The 24301-nt window shown below is 44.6% G+C and carries 17 protein-coding genes, 1 pseudogene, 1 riboswitch and 1 other annotated feature; of the genes and pseudogenes, 11 read left to right on the top strand and 7 right to left on the bottom strand.

Annotation, left to right across the window (positions count from 1 at the left end; all coding sequences use genetic code 11):
• Window positions 1-167: 167 nt before the first annotated feature.
• The 5 genes from grdC to CEQ75_RS00395 all read right to left on the bottom strand — a co-directional run bounded on the left by grdC (window position 168) and on the right by CEQ75_RS00395 (window position 6247).
• Window positions 168-1592 (bottom strand): glycine/sarcosine/betaine reductase complex component C subunit beta, encoded by a 1425-nt coding sequence (gene grdC, locus CEQ75_RS00420; protein ID WP_089608591.1) that lies wholly within the window; start codon window positions 1590-1592, stop codon window positions 168-170.
• Window positions 1589-2083 (bottom strand): glycine/sarcosine/betaine reductase complex selenoprotein A, encoded by a 495-nt coding sequence (grdA, locus tag CEQ75_RS00415; protein ID WP_089608590.1) that lies wholly within the window; start codon window positions 2081-2083, stop codon window positions 1589-1591. The genes grdC and grdA overlap by 4 nt, the downstream gene beginning before the upstream one ends.
• Window positions 2084-2152: 69 nt before the next feature.
• Window positions 2153-3448 carry a glycine/sarcosine/betaine reductase component B subunit gene (locus CEQ75_RS00410; RefSeq protein WP_089608589.1) on the bottom strand — a complete coding sequence of 432 codons (1296 nt, stop codon included), beginning with the start codon at window positions 3446-3448 and terminating at the stop codon, window positions 2153-2155.
• A 28-nt stretch (window positions 3449-3476) separates the two neighbouring features.
• Complete coding sequence (locus CEQ75_RS00400; RefSeq protein ID WP_242965337.1) at window positions 3477-4790, bottom strand: glycine/betaine/sarcosine/D-proline family reductase selenoprotein B; 1314 nt, start codon at window positions 4788-4790, stop codon at window positions 3477-3479.
• A complete protein-coding gene (locus tag CEQ75_RS00395; protein WP_157677240.1) occupies window positions 4787-6247 on the bottom strand; it encodes a sodium:solute symporter family transporter in 1461 nt (486 codons plus the stop codon). Before CEQ75_RS00395 ends, CEQ75_RS00400 begins: the two co-directional genes overlap by 4 nt.
• Window positions 6248-6466: 219 nt before the next feature.
• Window positions 6467-6673, bottom strand: a riboswitch (cobalamin riboswitch).
• Between the two features lie 226 nt (window positions 6674-6899).
• Here CEQ75_RS00395 and CEQ75_RS00390 point away from each other — a divergent pair.
• A complete protein-coding gene (locus tag CEQ75_RS00390) occupies window positions 6900-7877 on the top strand; it encodes an ornithine cyclodeaminase family protein (protein WP_089608585.1) in 978 nt (325 codons plus the stop codon).
• A gap of 43 nt (window positions 7878-7920) precedes the next feature.
• Window positions 7921-9498, top strand: a complete 1578-nt coding sequence (locus CEQ75_RS00385) for an L-serine ammonia-lyase, iron-sulfur-dependent, subunit alpha (RefSeq protein WP_157677238.1) — start codon at window positions 7921-7923, stop codon at window positions 9496-9498.
• A gap of 28 nt (window positions 9499-9526) precedes the next feature.
• Here CEQ75_RS00385 and CEQ75_RS00380 read toward each other — a convergent pair whose 3' ends face one another.
• On the bottom strand, window positions 9527-10837 hold the full coding sequence (locus tag CEQ75_RS00380; RefSeq protein WP_089608583.1) for a hemolysin family protein: 1311 nt from the start codon (window positions 10835-10837) through the stop codon (window positions 9527-9529).
• Between the two features lie 261 nt (window positions 10838-11098).
• Window positions 11099-11317: a binding site (T-box leader), on the top strand.
• Window positions 11318-11463: 146 nt separating this feature from the next.
• On the opposite strand from CEQ75_RS00380, the pseudogene leuS reads away from it, so the two are divergent.
• The 4 genes and pseudogenes from leuS (at window position 11464) to holA (ending at window position 18153) form a co-directional block, all read left to right on the top strand.
• Window positions 11464-13946 (top strand): annotated as a pseudogene (leuS, locus tag CEQ75_RS00370) (leucine--tRNA ligase).
• Window positions 13947-14031: 85 nt separating this feature from the next.
• Complete coding sequence (locus CEQ75_RS00365; protein ID WP_198306595.1) at window positions 14032-14676, top strand: ComEA family DNA-binding protein; 645 nt, start codon at window positions 14032-14034, stop codon at window positions 14674-14676.
• Window positions 14677-14711: 35 nt separating this feature from the next.
• Window positions 14712-17060 carry a DNA internalization-related competence protein ComEC/Rec2 gene (locus tag CEQ75_RS00360; protein ID WP_089608580.1) on the top strand — a complete coding sequence of 783 codons (2349 nt, stop codon included), beginning with the start codon at window positions 14712-14714 and terminating at the stop codon, window positions 17058-17060.
• 52 nt (window positions 17061-17112) lie between these two features.
• Window positions 17113-18153: a DNA polymerase III subunit delta gene (holA, locus tag CEQ75_RS00355; RefSeq protein ID WP_157677236.1), complete on the top strand. Its 1041-nt coding sequence runs from the start codon at window positions 17113-17115 to the stop codon at window positions 18151-18153.
• A gap of 115 nt (window positions 18154-18268) precedes the next feature.
• On the opposite strand, the gene rpsT is transcribed toward holA, so the two are convergent.
• A complete protein-coding gene (rpsT, locus tag CEQ75_RS00350) occupies window positions 18269-18532 on the bottom strand; it encodes a 30S ribosomal protein S20 (protein WP_089608578.1) in 264 nt (87 codons plus the stop codon).
• Between the two features lie 226 nt (window positions 18533-18758).
• Between rpsT and CEQ75_RS00345 the strand changes: the two genes are divergently transcribed.
• The 5 genes from CEQ75_RS00345 (at window position 18759) to lepA (ending at window position 24289) form a co-directional block, all read left to right on the top strand.
• Complete coding sequence (locus CEQ75_RS00345) at window positions 18759-19088, top strand: phage holin family protein (RefSeq protein ID WP_089608577.1); 330 nt, start codon at window positions 18759-18761, stop codon at window positions 19086-19088.
• 181 nt (window positions 19089-19269) lie between these two features.
• The gene (gene spoIIP, locus CEQ75_RS00340) at window positions 19270-20343 is read left to right on the top strand and encodes a stage II sporulation protein P (protein WP_157677234.1); all 1074 of its coding nucleotides are present in this window, start codon (window positions 19270-19272) and stop codon (window positions 20341-20343) included.
• A gap of 25 nt (window positions 20344-20368) precedes the next feature.
• Window positions 20369-20689, top strand: a complete 321-nt coding sequence (locus CEQ75_RS00335) for a hypothetical protein (protein ID WP_089608575.1) — start codon at window positions 20369-20371, stop codon at window positions 20687-20689.
• 105 nt (window positions 20690-20794) lie between these two features.
• Window positions 20795-22387, top strand: a complete 1593-nt coding sequence (murJ, locus tag CEQ75_RS00330) for a murein biosynthesis integral membrane protein MurJ (protein WP_089608574.1) — start codon at window positions 20795-20797, stop codon at window positions 22385-22387.
• Between the two features lie 99 nt (window positions 22388-22486).
• Complete coding sequence (lepA, locus tag CEQ75_RS00325) at window positions 22487-24289, top strand: translation elongation factor 4 (RefSeq protein ID WP_089612444.1); 1803 nt, start codon at window positions 22487-22489, stop codon at window positions 24287-24289.
• Window positions 24290-24301: the final 12 nt, after the last annotated feature.

Here is a 24301-nt window from a genome sequence, read left to right as displayed (position 1 = left end):
AACCGCAATCCTATAAGAAGAACAAAGTGTTGCACCTGTTTTTGATAATTATAAAACCTTTCCCTTCAGCTCGTCAATTAATATCTTATCAATTAGTCACAGATCTAAAAGGAAAAGTATGCCCTTTCCGGAAAGGACATACTTTTCTTTTTGATGAATCTTACCTTTTACGTATTCTTCTGGATGATCAGGGAAAGGGCATCATAAAGACGGGTTAATTTTCCTAAAAAGAGACTGCCTTTCCCGATAATCATTGCTTGCTTCATTTCTCCGTCTAATATCCTCTGACAGGCATGACCGATAAAAGGGATTCCTGAAGGGATGTGCCCTTGATTGGGAGCATAACCCGGTACCCCGAAACGGTTTATTTCTTTGCTGATCTGATCCGGGCCATATTCACCCTGGAGCACCCCTAAAGAGGCAATCATTTGATAATTTCGCTTCGTCACATCACCGCAGCCGGTAGGTTCAATAATCTCAGGGTTCACCAGTTCGGCAGCAAAGCGGTCAATTTGGGATATTTTATAACCGCCCCGAGCCAGGGGTTCACGCACCAATTCTTTGAAGACATTTTGGGGAGAATCCCCGCAGGATACTTTCATACGGCCAATCAGATCGGTGCGTATCACAGGATGAATATGATCATTGGTGCTGATCAGACAGGCAAAAGAACCCAGCATATCCTCCAGCAAGGGCATTTGGTTCTTGAGATGCACAACCCCATTCATGCCCAGCTTGGCAGTGCATCCTCCTCCGACCACCACCACGTTTTGAAATATTCCTGCCTGAACCAAGGCGGCACCCTGCATCATCCCGTGTACCGGAGCGGCACAAAAAGCGCGAATATCGGATCCGGTGGCATTCGTGCAGGAACAGGCTTCAGCAATGGATTTCGCAAAACCACCGCCCCCTTTTTGACCGTCATCGCCGCAGGATTCTTCGGATACTTCCAGGACATAATCCACTTCTGACCGTTTTAAGCCTGATTGCTGCAAAAGAAGCTGCAGGGCAAGCACCCCGGAAGCCTTGGCGGCCAAGTTTTCCCTGATGTGCCGGGCGGTCAGGGCATTATCTGTGGTATGGCCCTTTTTGACGCAGCCTTGAATGGTGCCTTCACAGGTTAGGGGCACACAGGCCTCTTCTTGAATCATTCTTTTAATTTCCTGCATTTCATATCCCGTATCTTGGGGCACCTGGACACCTTTTAAGCTTTGAAGTGCCGGGTGGGCGGCAATTTTTTTAATAGTTCTTTCCTGGAAGGATTTTTCCAGACAGACAAGACCATAAACATCTACTGCCTTCATCAGGGCGAGGAATTCTTCTTCAGGCAATATTTCACCAAATTTCCCCTTGCGCTTAGCTTGCGCTAAAAGCTGTCTAAACCAGGGGCGAGGGAGCTTTGTTAATTCCTCAGGGGCCATGTTTCCGATAAATACCTGATTGGGCAGATAGGCGAGGACTTCTTCAAAATTTCTCACAGATGACTTTTGAGTTGATGCTAAAGGGATGCCTTTATGGCGCATTTCCTCTAACATCAGTCCCGGTGTATGGATTAAAGCATAGGCGGTGCTTTTGATAATCGGAAAGCTCATGGTTTTTTGCTCCTTTGCTCTTGCCGATGGTTATTATTCAGTTGATTTCTTACCGCAGAAACATCTCGACTGATCCCCGTAACATCAAGCACCATTTCCATCATGGCCATATGACCGGCGTATACCTCAGGTGGAACTTCTGTTTTTATGACATCTTCCACAATATGATAGGCGGGGAGTCCTAACTGGACTCCTGCTAATGGACCTATACGGCTAAAATCTCCCATGGCTACAGTTTCCGCCAAAAGGGCGGACATTTCCGGCTCTCCGCTGCCTAATACCACCACGATTTCTTCCCGGGGGTATTTGGCCGACAAAGCCTTGATCTGAGCTTGGTTTTCCTGGTCCATTGCTCCGGCGGAAGTTCACACATAACAATAGGTGGCAGCAAAAATCACTTCACCCCCGGCGCTGACAACCATCTCTTCCAGAGCCTGGGCGGGGACTCCGTCCCGGTCACCGATCACCATCACTTTGTTTCCCTTTAGCATTAAGCTGCTCCTTCCTTCGCTATTTAAAGCTTTATTTCAAGTTCCCTTCCTTTATTATCTTTGATATTTTTAAAACTCGTCGCAGCTGGTATTGACTATGCCCACATTGTTGCAGGAGCACCAGGATTCCAAGCGATAATTAAGGTCCAGAGCTTGGTGAGCAGGATAGAGCACACCCCCTTCTTCCGGATAAAGGCGGATCATATCTCCCCCTACCACCCGATCCACCGGCGGATAGTGGATCGCCCGATCAAGACTGCCGGTGCTCACGATGCTGTTCACCTCCGGTTCAAAATAAAACAGAGGATTGTCCCTGCCATCAGCTCCCCCGTGTTCATAGGTAACCAGAACGGTTTTTATGCCCATCTGTTCACATTCCTTTAAGTAAAGCATGGTTTCCATAAAGGTGTTGCCCCCGCATTCCCAGGTGGCAATCACCCCTTGCGCCTGCATCATTTGCGCCATACCTGCCACCAAGTTGGCACAGCGGTACTTGCTGTCAATGTCTTCAAAATGACCCCGGCACACAATCACTCCGTTAAAGTTCCAGCTTTTGCCGTGCCTTTTGTATAACTCTTCCACAATGGGGTTGTTGGTCTGATAATAAGTGGGGGTCTGAACCGCCGTATGGGAATGGAGGGCATTGACGATGGCTCCATCCATCAGTTCATTGGGATGAATCATGGTAGGCAGCAGATCATCAAAACTCATGCCATAAAGATAATTGCGTCCATAAAGACCACAGGATTCCAATTGGTTAATGTAGATCACATTGGGTAAATCCGGGTTTTTTTCGTCAGTGGAGTAAAGCTGAAGGGAATCCGGTGTTAATTCCCGCATAACCTCACCTAAATAACGGGCGGCAATGACCCCGGCATTGCGCAGCGCCTTTTCATATGTTTCTTCATCCAAGCCGGACTGTACCGTAATCACAGGAACCACATTCCAGGTTTCGGAAAAAGGGGTTAATGGTGCATTCGGCCCGGCCATATCTAAAATTCCTTCCCGGGCAATGTAAAGGCCGCCGGCTTTCCTCAAAGGAATCAGGCAGGAGGTGATCACAGCAACCCCATCCAGGCGGTATGTGGTGCCGGAACCCCCGCGGTAAACAGGAGCTTCAATGCCCGGATAAACCACGTCGCCGCCCTTAATTTTTATTCTGGGCTCCACTGCATCCATGATATGGATAATACGGGCATTCTCTCCGGGGCCGACGATTTCTATCTTAACCTTTGCCAGGGCCGGATCTTTTAAAAGCAATTCCTCCAGCTCCCGGGGATTGATATATAATGTTCTTTGCTCTAAAAATGTTTTATTATCTAAGATAACTTTTTCAACATGAAAGGTACCCATTTCAAGGGACATGGGATAACCCCCTTTCTTAAATTGATTCTTAAACAGGCTGAAACACAACAGGCTCTTGAACTTCTCTTTGCAGTAAATCCAAAGCAGCCTGGAAAATCTTTTCCTCAATGCGTTGATTATTCTCAGGGCTTAAGGAGGGATCGCCCCATGGATGGGGAATTTTTACTCCTTTGACAATTCGGTGTGCCCCCACTTGTTTTGCCAGAGGGATCATTGCCGTAAACAATACCACCGGGATACCCTGTTTTTCAATTTCTTTAGCCAGCACAGCTCCGCCGCGCGTATCCGTACCTCAGGTGCTGGTCAGGATCACACCATCTGCTCCCATATCTGCCAAAGCTTCCGCCATCTCATGACCCATTCTTTGAAAAACATGAATGACACCGCCGCAGCCGGCTGTGACAAAATACTGATCAAAAAGGGCACCGATTTGTCCCTGCTCTTGCTGCTTGTATGCTGTTTGCACAGGGACAACGAATTCTGCCCGGGCATTAATATAGTCGGGGTTAATTCCTCCATGAATACATTCGTAGTCCCGGGATAAGAGCAAATCCAGAGGATATTTGGCCCAGTTTTCTGCATTTAAGGCTTTAATTTGATCCGGATTACCTTTGGGAACAACACCAGCCGTTGTTACAAGAGCAATTTTTGCCTTTGAGATATCACTAATTGGTGCCGGAGGGGTGACTTTTTCAAAAACAGGCAAAACCAATTCACTCTCATATGTTCTGCCCTGAAGTCTGGCTTCCAGCATTTCTACAGCCCTTTTAGCCCCTGTTTCCTCACGAAAAATTACCTTGCGGATGCCCCGGGGAAGATAGCCTTCTTTTTTGGCCGGTCCTATTTCTTCCCCCGAACTGATCCTTTGGGCAAAAGCAGCCATTTTGATGAGAGCATCCTTCATGCCCCGCATGGTTTTCGTTGTGGGCAGCATATAGATGCGTTCATTTTGCCGATACATCTCCACTCCAGGGTTGTCCGGGGAAATCCCCATCAAGGCAAAAATATCCAAAGAGTTGGTAAGATGATCACAAACAGCACCGCAGGCGATGCCATAACGGCCTGCGCCAAAGGCCGGTCCGGCCACAATTAAATCCACATCGGAATTTTGCAGCTTCTCTCTTAACTCCCCCAGAACCTCTTCCTGATTTTCCTGAAAATAGTTATCACCGCAAATAGCTGTGCTGCTCATAACAAAATCCGGCCCCAGCAACCGGGCAAGATCCTCGCCGATGCCGATGGCCCCTGCACGGAACTCCAGAGGGGCATCGCCTTTTTCTTCACCCCCAATCCCTCCATAAAATTGATTCAAATAGTGCAGGACATTTATTTGCTTTTTCATTGATGACCCTCCTGATCATTTTTGGGTATTTGCCCCAGTGAATAAATCTCCAGCATTTGCTCTGTAGGTTTTTTACCAAATAAGGTGGCCAAAAGAATCAAAACAATCGTTATCGCCAGGGCAGCGATCATTTCATGAATCCCCGTCGGCCGGGATAAAAACATTTTCCAAGCAATATAGATGATAGGACTTGCTGTCAAAGCGATCATGGCACCGGATAGATTGGCCTTTTTCCACATCACGCCTAGAAATAAAGGGATGCCGAAAATAAGGGCATATCCGCCGAAGGCAAAAGCGTTGATTTTTAGAATTAGGTCCGGTGGCTTAAGAGCCAAAACGAAGGAAAGCACACCGATCACCAGAACCATCAGTTTTGCCCCATAAAGTACCCGGGGATCGTCTTGATCTTTAATAAATAAAGGCAGAATATCATTGCTTACCGAACCGGCAGCTGTTAAAAGCAAGGAATTTGCTGTGGTCATCATGGCGGCAATAAGGGTAAAAAACAACAGAGCGGTATAGAATACCGGCAAGCCGTTGATTACGCTGGGCATAGCCATATCAGGCGATGCAAGACCGGGGTGCAGCACCCGGGCAGATAAGCCCACCAATCCGGCGCCGAAGGACCAGATCACACCAAGAATCATGGAAATAGGCAAAGCCGAACGCAGTGCATTGCTATCTTTTAAGCCCCATACCCGGGCAGTAAGATGGGGTTGTCCCCAAAAGGCCACCAGGTAAGAAACAATCAGTCCGATTTGCAAAGAAAGGGGCATGTTACCGGTAAACTGAACCAGACTCGGATCAATGGCGGCAAGCTTAAGGTTTAAATTAGTAAATCCCCCCATCATTTGCAGAGAAAGATAAACCATGACAATGGTTCCTATGGTCATAATAGATCCTTGCAGGGTATCCAACCAAGCAACTCCCATATAACCGCTTAGTTGTGTGGAGATGGCTACTGTCAAACCGATAATAATCATACCCCAAAAATAGTTCAAGCCCAGTGTGGATTCGATTAAATAGCCGGCGCCCACGAATTGCACAATAATCATGGGAACAATAAAAACCAAGGTCCAAAAAGCGGAGATTATTTTTATTCTTTTTTCACCGTAACGCATAACTAAGTAGTCCGGCGTTGTTAAGATCGAACGGCTGACAGCTACCCGTCTTAGTTTGGGAATGACAAAAACCCAGCTGATAAACATGCTGCCAAATACACCGATCAAATACATTAACCCCGCCCATCCATATTGATAGGCCAAACCGGCTGCACCTAAAAAGAGTCCCGCACTGGCAGCAGAAGCAGTCCAGGTAAAAGCTGAAACCGCACCGCCTACGTTGCTGTTACCAATTAAATAATTTTTCAGATTGCCGGTATGTTTTTTTGCCAGAAAAGTTACCACGATAATACTGGCAAAGAAAAGAATTGTACCGATGATCATTTCCAAGCTCATAAAAATCACCCTTCTCTTCATGTTTCATGAAATTTTTTATAATTTAAATAAATCTTTGCAAAACAGGGAAATCCCAATAGACGCCACCAGGAGACATAGAATCACGGCGGTTAAAAACGTCCCTGCACTTGAACCAAACATGAGCTCACCTCCTTTGGAATAGAATAAAAAAAGTCCTACGACAATTAAAAATTGTCGTAGGACTTTACCTTCATCCTCATACTTAATGTTAATAAGGCAGGTCTCCTGGCTCATGGGTCATCGCATTCATCGAAAAGAACCTTCCCAGTTCGAAACCAGTGGTTCATCTTCAAGCTCACCAATTACAGTGGTGGGTCCGCTCCGTTCTTCATTACCAAAAATTCTGTGGAATGATCCGGATTCCCTATTATCCCCAGTTGGGGCACCTTGTTACAATGTTATATAGGTTTTTCTTATGTAAATTAAATAAGAAAGCGGTTTGTATTATGGGCGTAATTATATTATGCCCCCAGGATAAAGTCAATAGTAAAGAATACCAAAGGTTGATTATTATCAAGCGCTAATTATCTGTTGACTATTAACATGAAGTTGCATATTATTATAGCGCAAAATGAAAATTCTATTATTAGCACAATCCTTAGGAATATTTGTTAATGAGGAGCAATAAATAATGATATTTTTAAATGAAAAAGAAATTAAGTCGGCAGTAACTCTTAAAGAAATGATGGATACCATTGAAGAAGCCTTTGATACTTTCAGAAGCGGTGAGTTTTATATGCCGGAGCGTATTAATGTGGAACACAAAAACAAGAATATGCTTTATATGCCTTGTTTTACCAAAGATATGATTGGCACTAAAATTCTTTCACTATTTCCTGAGAATCAAGAAAAAAAATTACCCCTCATATACGGATTGATGATGTTAAATGATTATGAAACCGGGCATCCTTTGGCGATCCTTGATGCCCAGACATTAACTGCCTTACGTACCGGGGCTGTTGGCGGGGTAGGCATGCGGCATTTTGCTTATCCTGACAGCGAGAGGGTAGGTGTTGTCGGCTGCGGAGTCCAGGGATTCCATCAGATTCTTTATGCCTGCGACCTAAGACCAATTAAACATATCTACTTATTTGATGCTTTTAATAAGGATCTTGCGGATTATATCAAAAGGCTTAACCAAGCACTGGCCCCAAAAAATCCGGAAATCACCATTTGTAATGATACTGTAGAATTATTAAACAAAAGTCAAATTGTTATCACCACGAGTCCGGCGACTGAACCGGTGCTGCCCAATCGGCCGGAGCTTTTGGAAGGAAAGTGCTTCATCGCTGTTGGTTCCTGGAAGCCTAATATGCGGGAATTACCAGATGCCATCTGGCAAGTGGTGGATCAGGTCTATACAGAACTTCCTTATGCCTGCGAGGAGAGCGGTGATCTGAGTCAACCGCTGGCGGACGGCATTCTGACCATGGATCGGGTGAAATACATGGGAGATTATCTGGCAAAAAAGTCGGCCGGGGAAACTATTCAGCTGGGGAAAACCAGATATTTTAAATCGGTAGGTATGGGATTGTTTGATCTCACGACAGCCGACCTCATTTACAAAAAGGCTTTGACAAAAGGGATAGGACAAAAGATTAATCTATAGTACTCTCACGATTTGGATTATTTAATAAAGGAGGTCAATGAAAATGCATCAGCCGGCAAGTATTTTTAATGATGTCATTGGGCCGATCATGATAGGGCCTTCTAGCTCCCATACAGCTGCCTCTGTGCGCATTGGACAGATCATCCGCAGCATGATGGGCGGAGAAGTGAGCAAAGTGGTTTTTCAATTTTCCTCTCAGGGATCCCTAGCTACCACCTTTTCCGGCCAAGGATCCGCGTTTGGTCTTGCTGCCGGAATCATGGGATTTGCAGCGGATGATCCCCGGGTGGCAGATGCCTTGGAAATAGCCGAATCCGCCGACATAATAATTGATTTTCTCATTACCGATGAGCCTTGTGACCATCCCAATCTCTATAAGGCTGTCATGTGGGACCGTAACGGTAACAGTCTTACAGCAGAGATGGTATCAATAGGCGGCGGCATGATTCAGGTGAGAAAGATTGGGGAAATTCCCGTGCATATGGACGGTGGATATTATGAAACTGTCTTCCTTTTGGGTAATTTACCTGCAATGGAAGCAAGGATGGTCTATGAAGATATGGTAACTGCTTTAGCATCAACGGAATTTTCTTATGATGAAATTTTACTTAGCCATAATACAAAAGATGATTATCTTTTAAATATCAAGTCCCAGGCAGATTTGGGGGAACAGGTGGGAGGATTGATTTCCCAAGGGAGGCGTTTAGATATTCTCCCGGTGCTCCCTGTGTTTTCTCATAAAAATTATCAGGGACTGTTTAATACTGCCGAGGAAATGCTGGCTATTGCCGAAAAAGAGAAGCTTGCCCCCTGGGAATTAGCGGTAAAATATGAGAGCCTGCGGGGAGGTATTTCTCATCAGGAAGTTTTTGATCAAATGAGGGAAATTGTACGGATTATTCGGCGTACGATGGAGCTCTCGGAACAGGAAGAGAAGGAATATCATGATCGCATCCTGGGCCGCCAGGCTTATAAATTAAAGGCGGCAAAACTTTTGTCAGGATCCGTCATGAATGAGGTGATCAAGGGTATCACGCTGATGATGGAAGCAAAAAGCTCCATGAAAGTAATTGTGGCGGCACCAACGGCCGGATCCTGCGGCATAGTACCCGGAACCCTTTGGGGTGCGGCCGTTGTTCTAAAAGCTGGGGAAGAAGAATTAGTTAAGGCAATGCTCGCTGCCGGGCTCATTGGCATCATTATCGCCGAACATGCTACCTTCGCCGGGGAAATGGGCGGGTGCCAGGCTGAATGCGGCTCCGCGTCCGGTATGGCTGCCGCCGGTATAGTACAGTTAATGGGGGGCACAGTAGAACAGGCACTGGATGCAGCCTCAATGGCTCTGCAAAATGTGTTAGGCATGGTCTGTGATCCTGTGGCGGATCGGGTGGAAGTACCTTGCCTGGGGAAAAATATCATGTGCGGTTGTAATGCACTGGCCATGGCCCAGCTTTCCATAGCGGGATTTGATAAGGTGATTCCATTAGATGAGACAATTAAGGCCATGGCCCAGGTGGGAGATATGATTCCCATGGAATTATGCTGCACGGGCAAAGCCGGGCTATCTGAGCAAAAAACCAGTAAGGATATCTGGCAGAAATTAAATTTAAGATCCATGTAAACAGAAGACCTTCTAAGGGAAAATCCTGTTACTTAACAGACCCTTGATTCCGAGTTGCCTGCACCTTGAGGATTCTTTTACCGCTGATTTTTTCAACACTAAAGACGAAGGGGCCGTATTGGATGGACGGGTTTTCCGTGTGACCGGGGATGCGTCCCAGTTGGCCAAGAATAAAGCCGCTTAAAGTGTCATATTCATCTGTAGGCAACTCCAGATCCAGAGTTTCCTCTACTTCATCCAGACTGATCTCGCCGGCAAATAAATAGGTATTTTCATCAATTTGCTCAATTTCTTGCCATGGGGTATCATACTCATCAAAAAGGTTGCCCACGATTTCCTCCAGCAGGTCTTCGATGGTGACAATTCCTGCGGTGCCGCCAAAATCATCAATGACCACCGCCATCTGGATACGATTTTTTTGCATTTCTAAAAACAAATCGTCATTTTTGATGGATTCAGGGATGAAATAGGGCTTGCGCATGATTTTTTCCAGGGAAAAATCATTTTTGGTGTTTGTATTCAGATAGGGGAAGACATCTTTTAAATAAAGTATGCCTATGATATGATCTATTGTTCCTTCATACACCGGTATGCGGGAAAATTTCTTTTCATTAAAAAGATTCATGATGCTGTCAAAATCTTCATCCAAGGAGATGCCTACAATATCTGTGCGATGAGTCATGATCTGAGCGGCATCTGTATTGTCAAATTCGAAAATGTTGTGGATCATTTCTTTTTCAATCAAAGGAATGACGCCTTTTTCTTGTCCTGCATCCACCATCAAACGAATTTCTTCTTCGGTGATTTTTTCCTCGTTGACAGCAGGGTTGGCGCCTAAAAGGCGCATAAAAAAGTTGGTGGACAGGGAAAGAAAGGCTACAAAGGGGCGGGTAAACCTAAAGAGATATGTAAGCGGCAGCGCAGCAAACATGGCGATGGATTCTGCTTTTTGCATGGCAATTCTCTTAGGTACCAGTTCACCGAAAACCAGGGTTACATAGGATAAAATCAGGGTGATCAAGGTGATGGAAAGGGTATTTAATACTCCCTCGCCGATAGGTAAACCCAATAGTTTGATCAGAGCAACCAGCTTTCCGGCGAAGCTTTGGGAGGCGAAGGCGCTGGCTAAAAAACCGGCTAAGGTGATGCCAATTTGTATCGTGGCCAAAAATTTGCTGGGGTCCTTGAGAAATTTCAAGATCAATAAAGCTTTTTTATGACCTTCCTCACCCATTTTTTTGATTTTATTATCATTAAGGGAAATTATGGCTATTTCTGAAGCGGCAAAAAAAGCATTGAGCAACACGAGAATCAATAAAAATAACAGTTGATAAAACAAGGAATGTCGCCTCCCCTAATTTTATTAATTTAAATATATGGAATGCTTCTTCTGGCTGATGTCAAAAAACATATTAATGTCTATTATAAAAGGTTTTCTTTTGTTTATCCATCTCTTTTTAAATTTAATTGAGGGGGTACTGGAAATGGTCTCCGGAGATAATTGGCAAATTACAGGATAAATGGGAAGAAAAAAACTAAAAAAACAGAGTAAAGTTGACAGAGGAAAGAATATTTAATATAATTTGGCTAATTGAACAAATATAAAGCAATGATTGGAAGCAGTAGACGCCAAAAGGTTTTCAGAGAATTGCCGGCAGGTGCGAGGCAATAGCTTTTTTCGTTGAACTCGTCCATAAGTTATGAGGGTGAATGGATTAACTCTCATCGGGCAAAGCCCGTTATCAATGGCGAAGCGGATAATTTGGTGGAATACCTTATCAATCTGGGTGGTACCGCGGGAGATTCTCTCGTCCCAATGGACGGGAGTTTTTTTATGCTTTCAGGAAGTAAAAAATTTAAAGGTTGAAAGTATAAGTGCAACTAAGGCTTTCGCTTTGCCTTCGGCTTGGCGCAAGCCAAGTTTTCTAATTTTTTTAGTTGCATGTAATGCAAGGAGGTTGTTTAATGGATATGAAATATGATTTTAAATCCTTAGAGCCTAAATGGCAGCAATATTGGGATGAAAACGGGCTTTATCATGTTTCCGAAAACTCGGAACGGCCCAAATACTATTGCCTGGAAATGTTCCCCTATCCTTCGGGAAATTTGCATATGGGACATGTACGTAATTATTCCATTGGGGACGTGATCGCCCGTTTTAAGACTATGGAAGGATATAATGTCCTTCATCCCATGGGCTGGGACTCTTTTGGATTGCCCGCGGAAAATGCAGCAATTCAACGGGGTATTCATCCTGCCAAGTGGACGGCAGACAATATTGATAAAATGAGGGAGCAGCTTAAATCCATGGGCATCAGCTATGATTGGGACCGGGAAGTTGCCACCTGCCTGCCGGACTATTATAAATGGACCCAATGGCTCTTTCTTCAATTATATAATAATGGCTTAGCCTATAAAAAGAAAGCATTTGTCAACTGGTGCCCTTCCTGTGCCACCGTTTTAGCCAATGAACAGGTGGTTGAAGGTGCTTGTGAACGATGCGGTGCTTCAGTTGATAAAAAGGATTTGGAGCAATGGTTTTTTAAGATTACCGATTATGCCCAGCGTCTCTTGGATGATCTGGAAAAATTACCGGGCTGGCCGGAAAAAGTAAAAACCATGCAGAGAAACTGGATTGGCCGGAGTGAAGGGGTGGAAGTGGAGTTTAAAGCGGCAAAATCAGGGGCTCACTTACCGGTCTTTACGACCCGGCAAGATACCATCTTTGGCGTAACCTATATGGTTTTGGCGCCGGAACATCCCATGGTGGCAGAGTTGATTACCGGAACGGAATACGAGCAGGATGTAAAAGCCTTTATTAAAAGGGTGCAGCAGCTGAGTAATGTGGACCGCACCTCCAACGAACTGGAAAAGGAAGGCATGTTTATCGGAGCTTATGCCGTCAACCCTGTGAATGGAACGGAAGTACCCATCTGGATCACCAACTATGTGATTATGGACTACGGTACCGGGGCTGTGATGGGGGTACCGGCTCATGATGAGCGGGACTTTGAATTTGCTCAAAAATACTGTTTGCCTATTAAAGCGGTGATTTGTCCTCCGGGAGAGGACCTTTCCGGGGAAACCATGACGGAGGCCTATATAGACCCGGGTGTGATGATCAACTCTTTGAGCTTCGATGGTATGGAAAATACAAAGGCCATGGCAGCCATAGCTGATATGATGGAAGAAAAGGGCATCGGAAAACGGGTGATCAATTACCGCCTGCGAGACTGGCTGATTTCCCGTCAGAGATATTGGGGGGCACCTATTCCCATCGTTTATTGTGAAAAATGCGGCGTGGTACCTGTACCGGAGGATCAGCTGCCGGTGATTTTGCCTACGGATGTGGAATTTAAACCCAACGGGGAATCTCCCTTGAAAACCAGTCCTACCTTTCGGAGGACCACTTGCCCTAAGTGTGGGGGGAAGGGGAACGGGAACTGGATACCATGGACACCTTCGTTTGTTCTTCTTTTTATTATCTGCGCTATTGCGATCCTAAGAATGAGGAGCAGGCTTTTGCCAAAGATAAGACAGATTACTGGATGAATGTGGACCAATATATCGGCGGGGTGGAGCATGCTATTTTGCATTTGATGTATGCCCGTTTCTTCACCAAGGTCCTGCATGATTTGAATCTTGTCACAGCGGAAGAACCTTTTGAAAATCTTCTCACTCAGGGCATGGTATTAAAGGATGGCGGCAAGATGTCCAAGTCCAAAGGCAATGTGGTTAGCCCCGAGGATATCATCACTAAGTATGGGGCAGACACGGCCCGTATGTTTATTCTCTTTGCAGCACCGCCGGACAGGGATTTGGAATGGAATGATTCCGCTGTGGAAGGTTGTTATCGATTCCTGAACAGAGTCTGGCGCTTGATGACAACCCATATGGAGCAGCTGCAAAAAGGGGCAGATCAGATTGATCTCGCAATGCTTACTCCGGAGGATCGGGATTTAAGAAGAGCGGTGCACCAAACGGTGAAAAAGGTGACGGAGGATATCTCCCAAAGATTCAATTTCAATACGGCCATCAGTGCCATTATGGAAATGGTGAACGCCATGTATACCTATCAGGAAAAGGTGGGCAGTGGAGGAAACCCGGCTGTTTTCCGGGAAGTCGGCGAGAAGCTGTTGCTCCTTTTGGCCCCTTTGGCACCTCATATTGCGGAGGAATTATGGCACCTGCTGGGCAAAGAGGGGAGCGTTCATCAGGCAGACTGGCCTCAATTTGAAGCAGAAGCTTTAAAGCAGGATGTGGTGGATATTGCCGTTCAGGTAAATGGGAAAATTCGTGACCATATTGATCTTTCTCCAGAGTTGGATGGGGAAGGGATGAAATCATTAATCTTAGCCCATCCAAAACTAAGCCAATGGATTGGGGAGAAAAATATTGCAAAAATTATTACTGTTCCGAAAAAGTTGGTAAACATTGTAATCAAATAGCAAAATTTGCAGGAATTTGACAGCCTCTTGCCGTATATTACGTATATTACTCTGTTAATAACGTATGACGGGAGGCTGTTTTTTTATGTTTTCCCAAGTTAATAAGCAGTATCTGATTATTTTTGCTCTTATGCTGTCACTTATTTTTGGCGGAGGCGTTAAATACGGACAATATTTGGAACAGAAAACTCCTCCGCCCGTCGCAATTAGTGTGGCGTCAAAGATTGATTCCGAAGATGCGGAGCAAGAGATGCCGGATGCAAAGGAAAAACCATCCCAGGATCTGATGATTCATGTCACGGGTGCGGTTTTGAAACCGGGAGTCTATACCTTGCCTGAGGGCAGCCGTGTTATTGATGCAGTGCAGTTAGCCGGATTAGATCAAGATGCCAATTTAGATCAGATTAACTTAGCGAAAAAAATCACAGACCAGGAAATGATTCAGGTTCCCGGAGAGGATAGCAGCTCTGAAATCATCGGCGGCGCTCAAGGGTCTGTCGGGAATAGCAACATTCCGGCAGCAAATTCCCAAATGGGAGGGCTTATCAATATCAATACGGCGGATCAAGGGCAGCTGGAAACCTTGCCTGGAATAGGACCTGCTAAGGCTGCCGCCATTATTCAATATCGGGAAGAAGCGGGTTCCTTTAAATCCCAGGAAGATATTCAAAATGTTTCCGGAATTGGACCGGCAACTTATAATAAATTAAAAGATCAGATCACGATTTAAAAGGAAAAAGACCCTTTCGTTGGCGGAGGGAAGAGATGACAAGAATCCTGGTTTATCATACCTTGGGATTTATGCTGGGCATTTTCCTGGGGGATTTCTTTCATGTTCCTTTAGGAGCAGCTTTTGCATTATCATTGGCTGCTCTTTTATTTGCTTTGTTTGTGATGGGAAAGCGAAGAGATCCGAAATTACTTCTGGTCTTTACCCTTTTTGCGGGGTTGTTTTGGGGGCAGGTTCATCATCCTGAATTTCAACCTGATTTGTTCAAAGGCGAAGATGACTTTCATGGAGCGGGCCTAGTAATCAGTGACCCCAGGCCTACGGCTACGGGACAGATTTTTACCTTTAAACCGGAAGAAGTGAATCATCTGCCCGTATCATCCATTAAGCTGCAGGTGCTTTGCTCCTCAGAAGATAAGGTATCATACGGGGATCAGCTGGTGCTTTCCGGAAAAGTGCTGCCTGGGTCCCGGGCATCCAATCCGGGGCAATTTGATTATGATGCTTACTTAAAAAGACATGGTATTGGGGCTACAGTCAGTACCCTTTATGGTGGTCAAATCGAAGCAACCGGAGTCAACAGGGGAAATCTCTTTCTTCATGGAGTTTATAAAATTAAGGATAGAATGGACTTGGTATTGTCTTATTTGCCTGTTCAGCAGTCTAATTTTATTGGCGGGATGCTCTTTGGCAATAAAGGAGATCTGACTTTTGCTGAACGTAATGTCCTGTCACAAACAGGGCTAATGGATGCCTTTGCCGTATCCGGAGTTCATGTGGGCTATGTTATTTTATTTACCCTTTATTTTGCTCAGCTCCTGCACTTGGGTAAATGGGGCAGGTTGTTGCTTGTCGGTGCAGCGATGCTTTTTTATGCTGCCCTATCAGAGTTTACTCCTTCGGTACTTCGTTCCGGTTTCATGGCTTTATTGGGTCTTGCAGCCTATTCCTTAGGAGAGAGGAAAGACTTTTTTACAGGTTTAGCTTTGGCGGCAATGCTTCTTTTGATCTGGCAGCCTCAAATGCTTTATGATGCCGGTTTTCAACTGTCCTTTGTTGCTGCTTGGGGTGTTGTTTATTTGACACCAACAGTAGGGAATTGGCTTCCCAAAGGGAAAGTTTGGGATGTCCTGGCATCTACCATTGCTGCCCATTTGGCTATTACGCCTCTCATCGCTTACTATTTTAATCTAGTTACTATTTCCGGTTTTTTGGTGGGTATTTTGGCCACCGGCTTAGTTGGGCTGGTGGTTTTACTGGGTCTCTTTTCAGTGTTTTTAAGTGTGATAAGCATTAATCTTGCTGTACTACCTGCTTATGGAGCAGGTCTGGTGGTGGCAGGAATTTGGCATGGGGCTCAGCTGATTGCTCAAATTCCCGGTGCTTATCTTACTGTTAAAACACCGGGATCGGGTGGGCTTGCACTAATTTATATATTTTTAATTGCTCTGCCTTATATTGTTCAAAAACAAAATAGGCGCATCTATGGAATCCTGGGGATCCTGGTTCTGGCCTTTTATCTGCTGGTGCCTTTACCCTCCAGCAATCAGCTGCAGGTTACCTTTTTAGATGTGGGACAAGGTGACTGCATTTTTATTCAAAGCCCTTCCGGACGCACCTGCTTAATTGATGGCGGTGGCAAAACAGCCCAACAGGAGGATCGCGTAGGGGAACAGGTGGTGGTACCTTTTCTCAGGCATCTTGGTTTGGGCAAATTAGATTTGGCCATACTCACCCATCCCCACGATGACCATATGAGAGGTATGGAAACTGTTTTAAAGGAGCTCCGGGTAGATCATTTGGTGGTAGGAGAAATTTTTTTAACGAATGAAGCAATCCAGCCTTTATTAACGGTGGCAGAAGAGGATCAAGTACCTATTATTCCTGTTAAAGAAGGGCAGGAAATAGGTCTTGACGGTGAGATTACTCTTACGGTGTTAAATCCCCCTAGGGGGGATGCCGGAAAGGTTCTGGAGGAAGATGAGATGAATAACGAGTCCGTCGTTTTAATGCTGAACTATCAAGATGTGTCTTTTCTGCTGACAGGGGATGTGGAAAAAGAAAGGCTGGCAAGAATATCTCCCCGGGAGGATGTAAGTGCCCAGGTCATTAAATTACCCCATCATGGCAGTAAGACCGGCCTCTTGCCATCATTCTATGATCAGGTTGATCCCCGGGCAGCGGTGATTACCGTGGGCAAAAATTCCTTTGGCCATCCCAACCGGGAGTTCCTGGCTTATTGGGAGGATAAGGGGATTCCGATTTATCGCACGGATCATCATGGCGCTATCACCTTTACCACAGATGGTCAAGAATTATGGGTGGAAACTTTTCTTGACAAAGCTCTTGAGGATGAAGACAATTTAAAGCAGGATAACTTTTAAATGGAGGAGATCATTTAAATGTGGTCAAATTTTTTGTATGAGGAGCATACTAATGGATGGAACATCGATTTTGAAGGACGTTAAAAGAGGAGTTGTTTCACTGATCTATCTTTTTTATGGACAAGAACGTTTATTGCTGGAAGAAGCAGTGACAGCTCTGACTCAACTTTTAACCCCCGGTGGTACGGGAGACTTTAATTATGAAAAGTTTGACGGAAAAACATCAACTCCTGCTCAAGTAGTCAATGCGGCCAATATGCTGCCGGTTTTTGCCGAAAAAAGATTGGTGATAGTTACCGATGCTCCCTGGTTTAGTTCTGAGAAAGGAGAGGAAGAAGGAAGCCAAAAACATCTCTATTTGGATCCCCTGATTGAGTATATCGGAAACCCTTCCCCTTCAACCTGTTTGGTTCTGGTAGCTGGGGAAAAGGTGGATGGAAGAAGCAAGGCGGTCAAAGGGATAAAAAAAGTCGGCCAGGTGGTGGAATTTACCTCCCTGCGCGGCATGGATCTTAACAAATGGCTGGATAAGAGCTTACGCCAAAGGGGAAAAAAAGCTCAGTCCGGTGTATTTGATTATCTCACCCTGGCTGTGGGCAACAATATGTCCGCTTTAGAGCAGGAGCTGGAGAAGGTTTCCTTGTTTGTGGGGTCGGCGGAGGAAATTACGATGCAGGATGTTAAGGAAACAGCCAGTGTGAACAGTACCTTGAATGTATTTAATTTAATAGACGCCGTGAGTAAGAAAGATGGTTCCGCAGCAATTTTGCAGTTGAGGGAATTGTTACGAACAGGAGAATCCGATCGAAAGATTTTTTATTTACTGGTACGCCAGATGCGAATTTTACTGCAAATTATTCCCTTAAAAAAAAGGGGAGTTACGGAAGCTCAAATTGCATCTGAATTGGGTTTGCATCCTTATGTAGCCAAAAAAGGTGTGGAGCAGAGTCGAAATTTTACGCCCCAGGAACTCATTCAAGCTTTAGAGATTTTACGGGACGTGGATGAGAAAGTTAAGACGGGCAGAGGTGATTCTCTGGCTTTAATTGAAGGGGCAATTATGCGCATGTGTGTAAAATTAACTGACAAATGAACTCATTCAGCTAAAGCTGAGCATCGGTCTTTCTTTTGGAAGGCAGAATTAAAAAAGGACGGTTAAATAACCGTCCTCTTAGACCAAAAGCAATAAATTTCCCGATCTGTTTATGTTAGTTGGCCTTATTAAAAGCCCTTTGCAATTTGGATTTTTTACGCGCTACAGCTTTCTTATGAAGAATACCTTTACCCGCAGCTTTATCCATTTTCCGAATCGCCTGGGTTAATAGGGATTGAGCATTATCCTTGTCGGTGGAAGGATCAACTTCAACAAACTTTTTAATGGCAGTTTTTACGCTGGATTTTACGGAAGCATTTTTCATTCTGCGGCTTTCCGCGATTTGAACACGTTTTTTTGCTGATTTAATATTAGGCATTGCAATGTCACCTCCTTAGATAACCTCTATCATAAGCACAGATGTATACGCTTAATTATAGACATCTCAAACAGGATATATCTTATCATGTAAACTCACAAAATGCAAGGAGTCAGATGAATCCTTTGTCCAATTATCAGGAAAAATTTTTCCTTGATGTATAGGTTCATAATTTTTGGTTACCATAAGTTCAGCAGTAAAAAATAAACGAAGGAGTTGAGTATGCTTGATTGGCCTAATTATAAGATTTGTTGTTTCCGCATTGGTGTTAATGGTGATTAGCTGGCTTTTGCCCGGCATCTCAGTAAACGGTTTTGTTGGCGCTCTTTTAGCGGCAGTGGTCATCGCGGTGTTAGGTTATGTGGTAGAAAAACTAATGGGAAAAAACATTTCTCCCTATAGCCGGGGTTTTGTAGGTTTTATTGTTTCTGCGATTGTCATTTACTTAGCCCAGTATATTATCCCCAATTATCTGTCCGTCAGCTTAATCGGATCACTATTGGCTGCTTTAGTCATCGGCATCGTGGATGCTTTTGTTCCGACAGCATTAAGATAAGCTGTCGTGTAAAGTAAAGCAAAGGACGGTTTCTTTTGCACTCCTGAACCAGGAAGCAAAAGAAACCGTCCTTTGCTTTTTATTTGTTCTATTTCCCTTGCGTCATGCATATGAATAGTATGATTGAAAGGTCTGGACAAGAAATGAAAGCAGATAAAATCTAATGAAGGAGGCAGACAAAATGGCATGGAAGATTTGTCGGAGCAGACGCAGAACCTACTTTTATGATCTTAAGATCATCAGAATTTTTGTGATTGCCGGGATTCTTTTTGGCATGCTTTTTTTAGGTTTTGAAGCGGGGAGCCGGGTGAAAGCTGCCGAAACAGAGAAAACGTCTGCCTGGCGTTTGGTTGGTTTTCAGGAAGGGGATTGGCAGAAGATGATCAGCCAGGTGCTGCCTATGGCTTCCTATATGCCTGATTATGTGGAAGATGAATCGGCAGGAATCATAATTACCGCAATGAAGGACATTACTGCCTCGGATTTAAACAACCCGGTCAGCTTTATAAAAAACCAGATTGCTTATTTTGATGCCCGGGCGGTGAATGCAGAACCTGAGTTTATTCCGGAACCAGGAAGTGAAGCGGAGCCCCCTGCCATCGAGCCGGATGCAAAATTAGAACCGGATAAAGGAATCATTCCCGATGGGACACAACCTTTAGTAGGTATATACTGTACCCACAGTGCGGAAAGTTATCTTCCTTCTCAGGGAGCAGAGAAGCTGGAAGGTAAAAACGGGGGTGTTTTTATGGTGGCTAGTCATTTAAAAGAAACTCTGGAGCAAGAATATGGCATAAAAGCGGTATTAAGCGATACGGTTCATGATTATCCTGATTGGAGTAAATCCTACGCTAATTCTTTAAAAACCATAGAAAATATGAAAAGAAATTATCCTTCCATCCAATTATTTATTGATGTGCATCGGGATGCTAATACGCCAAAAGATAGCACCACCGTTAAAATTGACGGTCAAAAAACCAGTAAGATTATGCTTATCGTAGGCAGCGATCATCGTTTGCCCCACCCTGCCTGGAAAAAGAATCGGGATTTTGCTCAGAATGTCGCGGCACAAATGGAAGATTTATATCCCGGTTTGCTGAAAGGGGTTCGGATCCAAGACGGACGGTATAATCAGCACGTTTCTTCCCGGGCGATTTTACTGGAAATGGGTGGAACGGAAAATACTCTGGAAGAAACAAAAAGATCTGCCGAGATGTTTGCCGGTGTGATAAATAAAATGGCCAAGAGGAGGTAATAATAAAATCCGGAGGTGACTCTTTGTGAAAAGCGGTTCCAAATTCGCAAAGGTTCTGATCATAACCGGATGTTTCGTTTTTTTAGGTTTGAATATGGCTGCTCAAGGTGTGGAAAAAATGTCCCCTGAAATTTCCCAGGTGATCTTTCGGCTAACGACAGAAAATCAAATCGTCCATGTATCGGCTTTAGGACGGGAATATCAATGGGATTCAGGGATAGCTCTAAGCAGGATCCAAATGATAAAGGATCAGGGTCGGGAACTTTATTTCCAAGCCAAAAAAATTGTATTTTTTTGGGGAAAAAAGTTGTTGAACACTGGTCACAATGATTATCTTGAGTTATAATGAATAAATCAGTATCTCCTCCCGCCTTTATAGGCGGGATTCTTAATTCGCTGAAAGATGAATTTTCTTTCTTGTTGGATCAGTGAAATGCAAGGAGCAAAGTGAATGTCACAAAATAATAGAGTAGTAAAAGCGGCAGGCTTTCTGATGGTTACCATGGTCGTTTCCCGTATCCTGGGCTATCTGCGGGATATTATTATTTACGCTCAATATGGACAAAACAGAATTACAGATGCCTATAATGCCGCCTTTTCCATCCCGGATTTTCTATATATGTTATTAGTGGGCGGGGCTTTAAGCTCTTCCTTTATCCCGGTATTTTCCGGTTATATCGCGACCCAGCGTGAAGAGGAAGGATGGCAGGTCGCCAGCGTCGTTATCACCCTAATTATGATGCTCTTAGGAATCGGGATTTTTCTGGGCTTTATTTTTACACCGGAATTAATCTTGTTATTGGTGCCTGGTTTTGATCCGGCAGCCATGGAATTAACCGTGACCTTGACCAGAATTATACTGCTTCAGGTTATTTTTATGGCCTTATCTGGGATATCCATGGGAATCTTGAATTCCTACAAGATTTTCACACCTTCCGCCATCGGCTCCGTATTGTATAATTTAGGGATTATTGTTTGCGGGGTCTTATTTGGAAAGTGGATTGAATCCATTTGGCCGGGGTATGGCATTGCCGGTTTCTCTATTGGCGTGGTGCTGGGTGCGATGGCCAATTTTGCCGTTCAGGTTCCGGCCCTCTTAAGAATCGGCTTCAGATTTAAGCCGAATTTTAATATTTTTCACCCCGGTGTCGTCCGCCTGGTAAAATTAATGGTACCTGTTTTGATTGGGTTATCCATCAGCCAAATCAATCTTTTTGTCAACCAAAATCTGGCCTCCTCTCTGCCCGCCGGAGGCATCGCTGCTCTGAATACCGCACAAAGGTTAATGCAGCTCCCGGTGGGGATTTTTGCTATTGCCATTGCCGTGGCGGTCTTTCCTACCCTAACGGAGCAAGCTGCCAAAAGGGAAAGGGAAGCATTTAAAAAAACATTTTCTTTAGGCTTAAGGTCCGTTATTTTTATTACCCTGCCATGTGCCGTGGGTTTGGCTGTTTTGAGAGTGCCGATCATCCGCTTCATGTTTGAATTTGATAACGGCAAGTTTACCCATCAGGATACTTTGGCTACTGCCTACGCACTGCTTTATTATTGTATCGGTCTTTTTGCCTATTCTGCCATTCACGTGGTGAGCCGAGCCTTCTATGCACTGCAAAATACCATGATTCCCGTATTTGTAGGCGCTTTGGCCATTGCGGCCAATATCACCTTAAGTATTTTATTGGTAGGTCCCATGGCCCAGGGAGGATTAGCTCTGGCTTATTCCCTGGCGGGAATTTTAAATATGCTCATCCTTCTTTGGATGCTGCGCAAAAAAATCGGTGCCATGAACGGCCGGCAAATGATCCGTTCCTTTGGCCAGACTTTGCTGGCATCCTCCATTATGGGTATCGCTTGTTTTTATACAGCTCGGTTTTGCGTGATGATCTGGGGTGTGGAAACAAAATTAGCTCAATTGTTGCAGCTGTCTCTTAGTATCGGCGTAGGGATCGTTGTTTTTGCCGTCTTTGCAATTGTTTTCCGTATGGAGGAGTCAGAGTTGGTTTTAGGTATTCTCCGCCGCAAATTGCGCAGGAAAAGTGCCTGAGGAACAACTTTTCAAGGGGCTGTCAGGAAAGAAAAATAAATGATATAATGTATTAATATGATAAAATTTGTTACGGAAACAGGAGGCTGAGGGGTGGTAATGATGACAAACCGGGAAACTACCCGGAATTTTTGTATTATTGCACATATAGATCACGGGAAGTCTACTTTGGCAGACCGGATTTTAGAATATACAGGCGCTTTATCTGCTCGGGAGATGGAAGCTCAGGTATTGGATCACATGGATCTGGAAAGAGAACGCGGGATTACAATTAAAATGAAGGCGGTGCGTATTCAATATCAAGCCAGGGATGGCAAGGAATATACCTTGAATTTGATTGATACTCCGGGGCATGTAGATTTTACTTATGAAGTTTCCCGAAGCATGGCCGCCTGCGAGGGGGCTCTTTTAGTGGTGGATGCCGCCCAGGGCATTGAAGCCCAAACCCTGGCTAATGCTTATATTGCTTTGGAAAACGATTTGGAAATCATTCCGGTGATCAATAAAATTGATTTACCCAGTGCCGATCCGGAAGGGGTACGAAATCAGATTGAAGATGTTTTAGGACTAGATGCCAGTGAGGCGATTCTTTGCTCGGCGAAAAGCGGACTTGGTACGGAAGATATTTTAGAAGCCATCGTTCATCGAATCAAACCCCCGGGAGGAGACCGGGAGGCGCCTTTAAGGGCTCTGATTTTTGATTCCCATTTTGATGCTTATAAAGGGGCTATTCCTTATATCCGGGTGATGGACGGCAAAATTGAAAAAGGAACAAATATAAAAATGATGGGCACAGGAAAAACCGCGGAAGTAAAGGAAGTGGGGATTTTCACTCCAGCCGTTAAAACTGTGGATACCCTGGCGGCGGGGGATGTAGGATTCCTGGCCGCCAGCATCAAGAATGTGAAAGAAACCCAGGTGGGGGACACGGTAACAGATCAGGATCGACCGACGGATAAGCCTTTGCCGGGATATCGCAAGGCAACACCCATGGTTTACTGCGGCTTGTACCCCATTGAGAATAATGACTATGGGGAATTGAAAGATGCTTTGGAAAAACTGCAGTTGAATGATGCCTCTTTAATCTATGAACCGGAGACCTCGGTAGCCTTGGGCTTTGGTTTTCGCTGCGGCTTTCTAGGCCTTTTGCATATGGAAATTATTAAGGAACGCTTGGAACGGGAATACGGATTGGAACTAATTACTACTGCCCCCAGCGTAAACTATCGCATCACAAAAACGGATGGTACGGTGCTTCAGATTGATAACCCGTCCAATATGCCAACGCCTCAGGAAATTGCGATTATGGAAGAGCCCTATGTCAAAGCGACCATTATGGTACCTACGGAATTTGTGGGCAGCATTATGGAAATTGGCCAGGAAAGAAGGGGTCAATTTACCCATATGGAATATATTACGGAAACCCGGGTGATGCTCACTTATGAGCTGCCCTTATCGGAAATCATTTTTGATTTTTTTGACCAGCTGAAATCCCGCACCAAGGGTTATGCTTCCTTGGACTATGAATTTAACGGCTACAAGGAGTCTGATCTGGTAAAGTTGGATATCTTAGTGAATGGCGACGTTGTGGATGCCTTATCCTGTATTGTTCACAAGGACAAATCCTATCATCGCGGGCGGGCCTTGACAGAAAAGCTTAGGAGTCTTATTCCCCGGCAAATGTTTGAAATACCAATCCAAGCGACCATCGGGAACAAGATTATTGCCCGGGAATCGGTGAAAGCTTTGAGAAAAAATGTTTTAGAAAAATGTTACGGGGGAGATATTACCCGGAAAAGAAAGCTTTTAGAGAAGCAAAAAGAGGGTAAAAAACGAATGAAACAGATCGGTAGTGTAGAGATACCCCAGGAAGCATTTATGGCTGTTTTGCAAATAGATTAAACAACTTCTAAT

The organism is Dehalobacterium formicoaceticum (assembly GCF_002224645.1).
GTDB lineage: Bacteria > Bacillota > Dehalobacteriia > Dehalobacteriales > Dehalobacteriaceae > Dehalobacterium > Dehalobacterium formicoaceticum.
The sequence above is the reverse complement of the archived record's forward strand: the minus strand, read 5'-3'. Positions and strand labels throughout refer to the sequence as shown.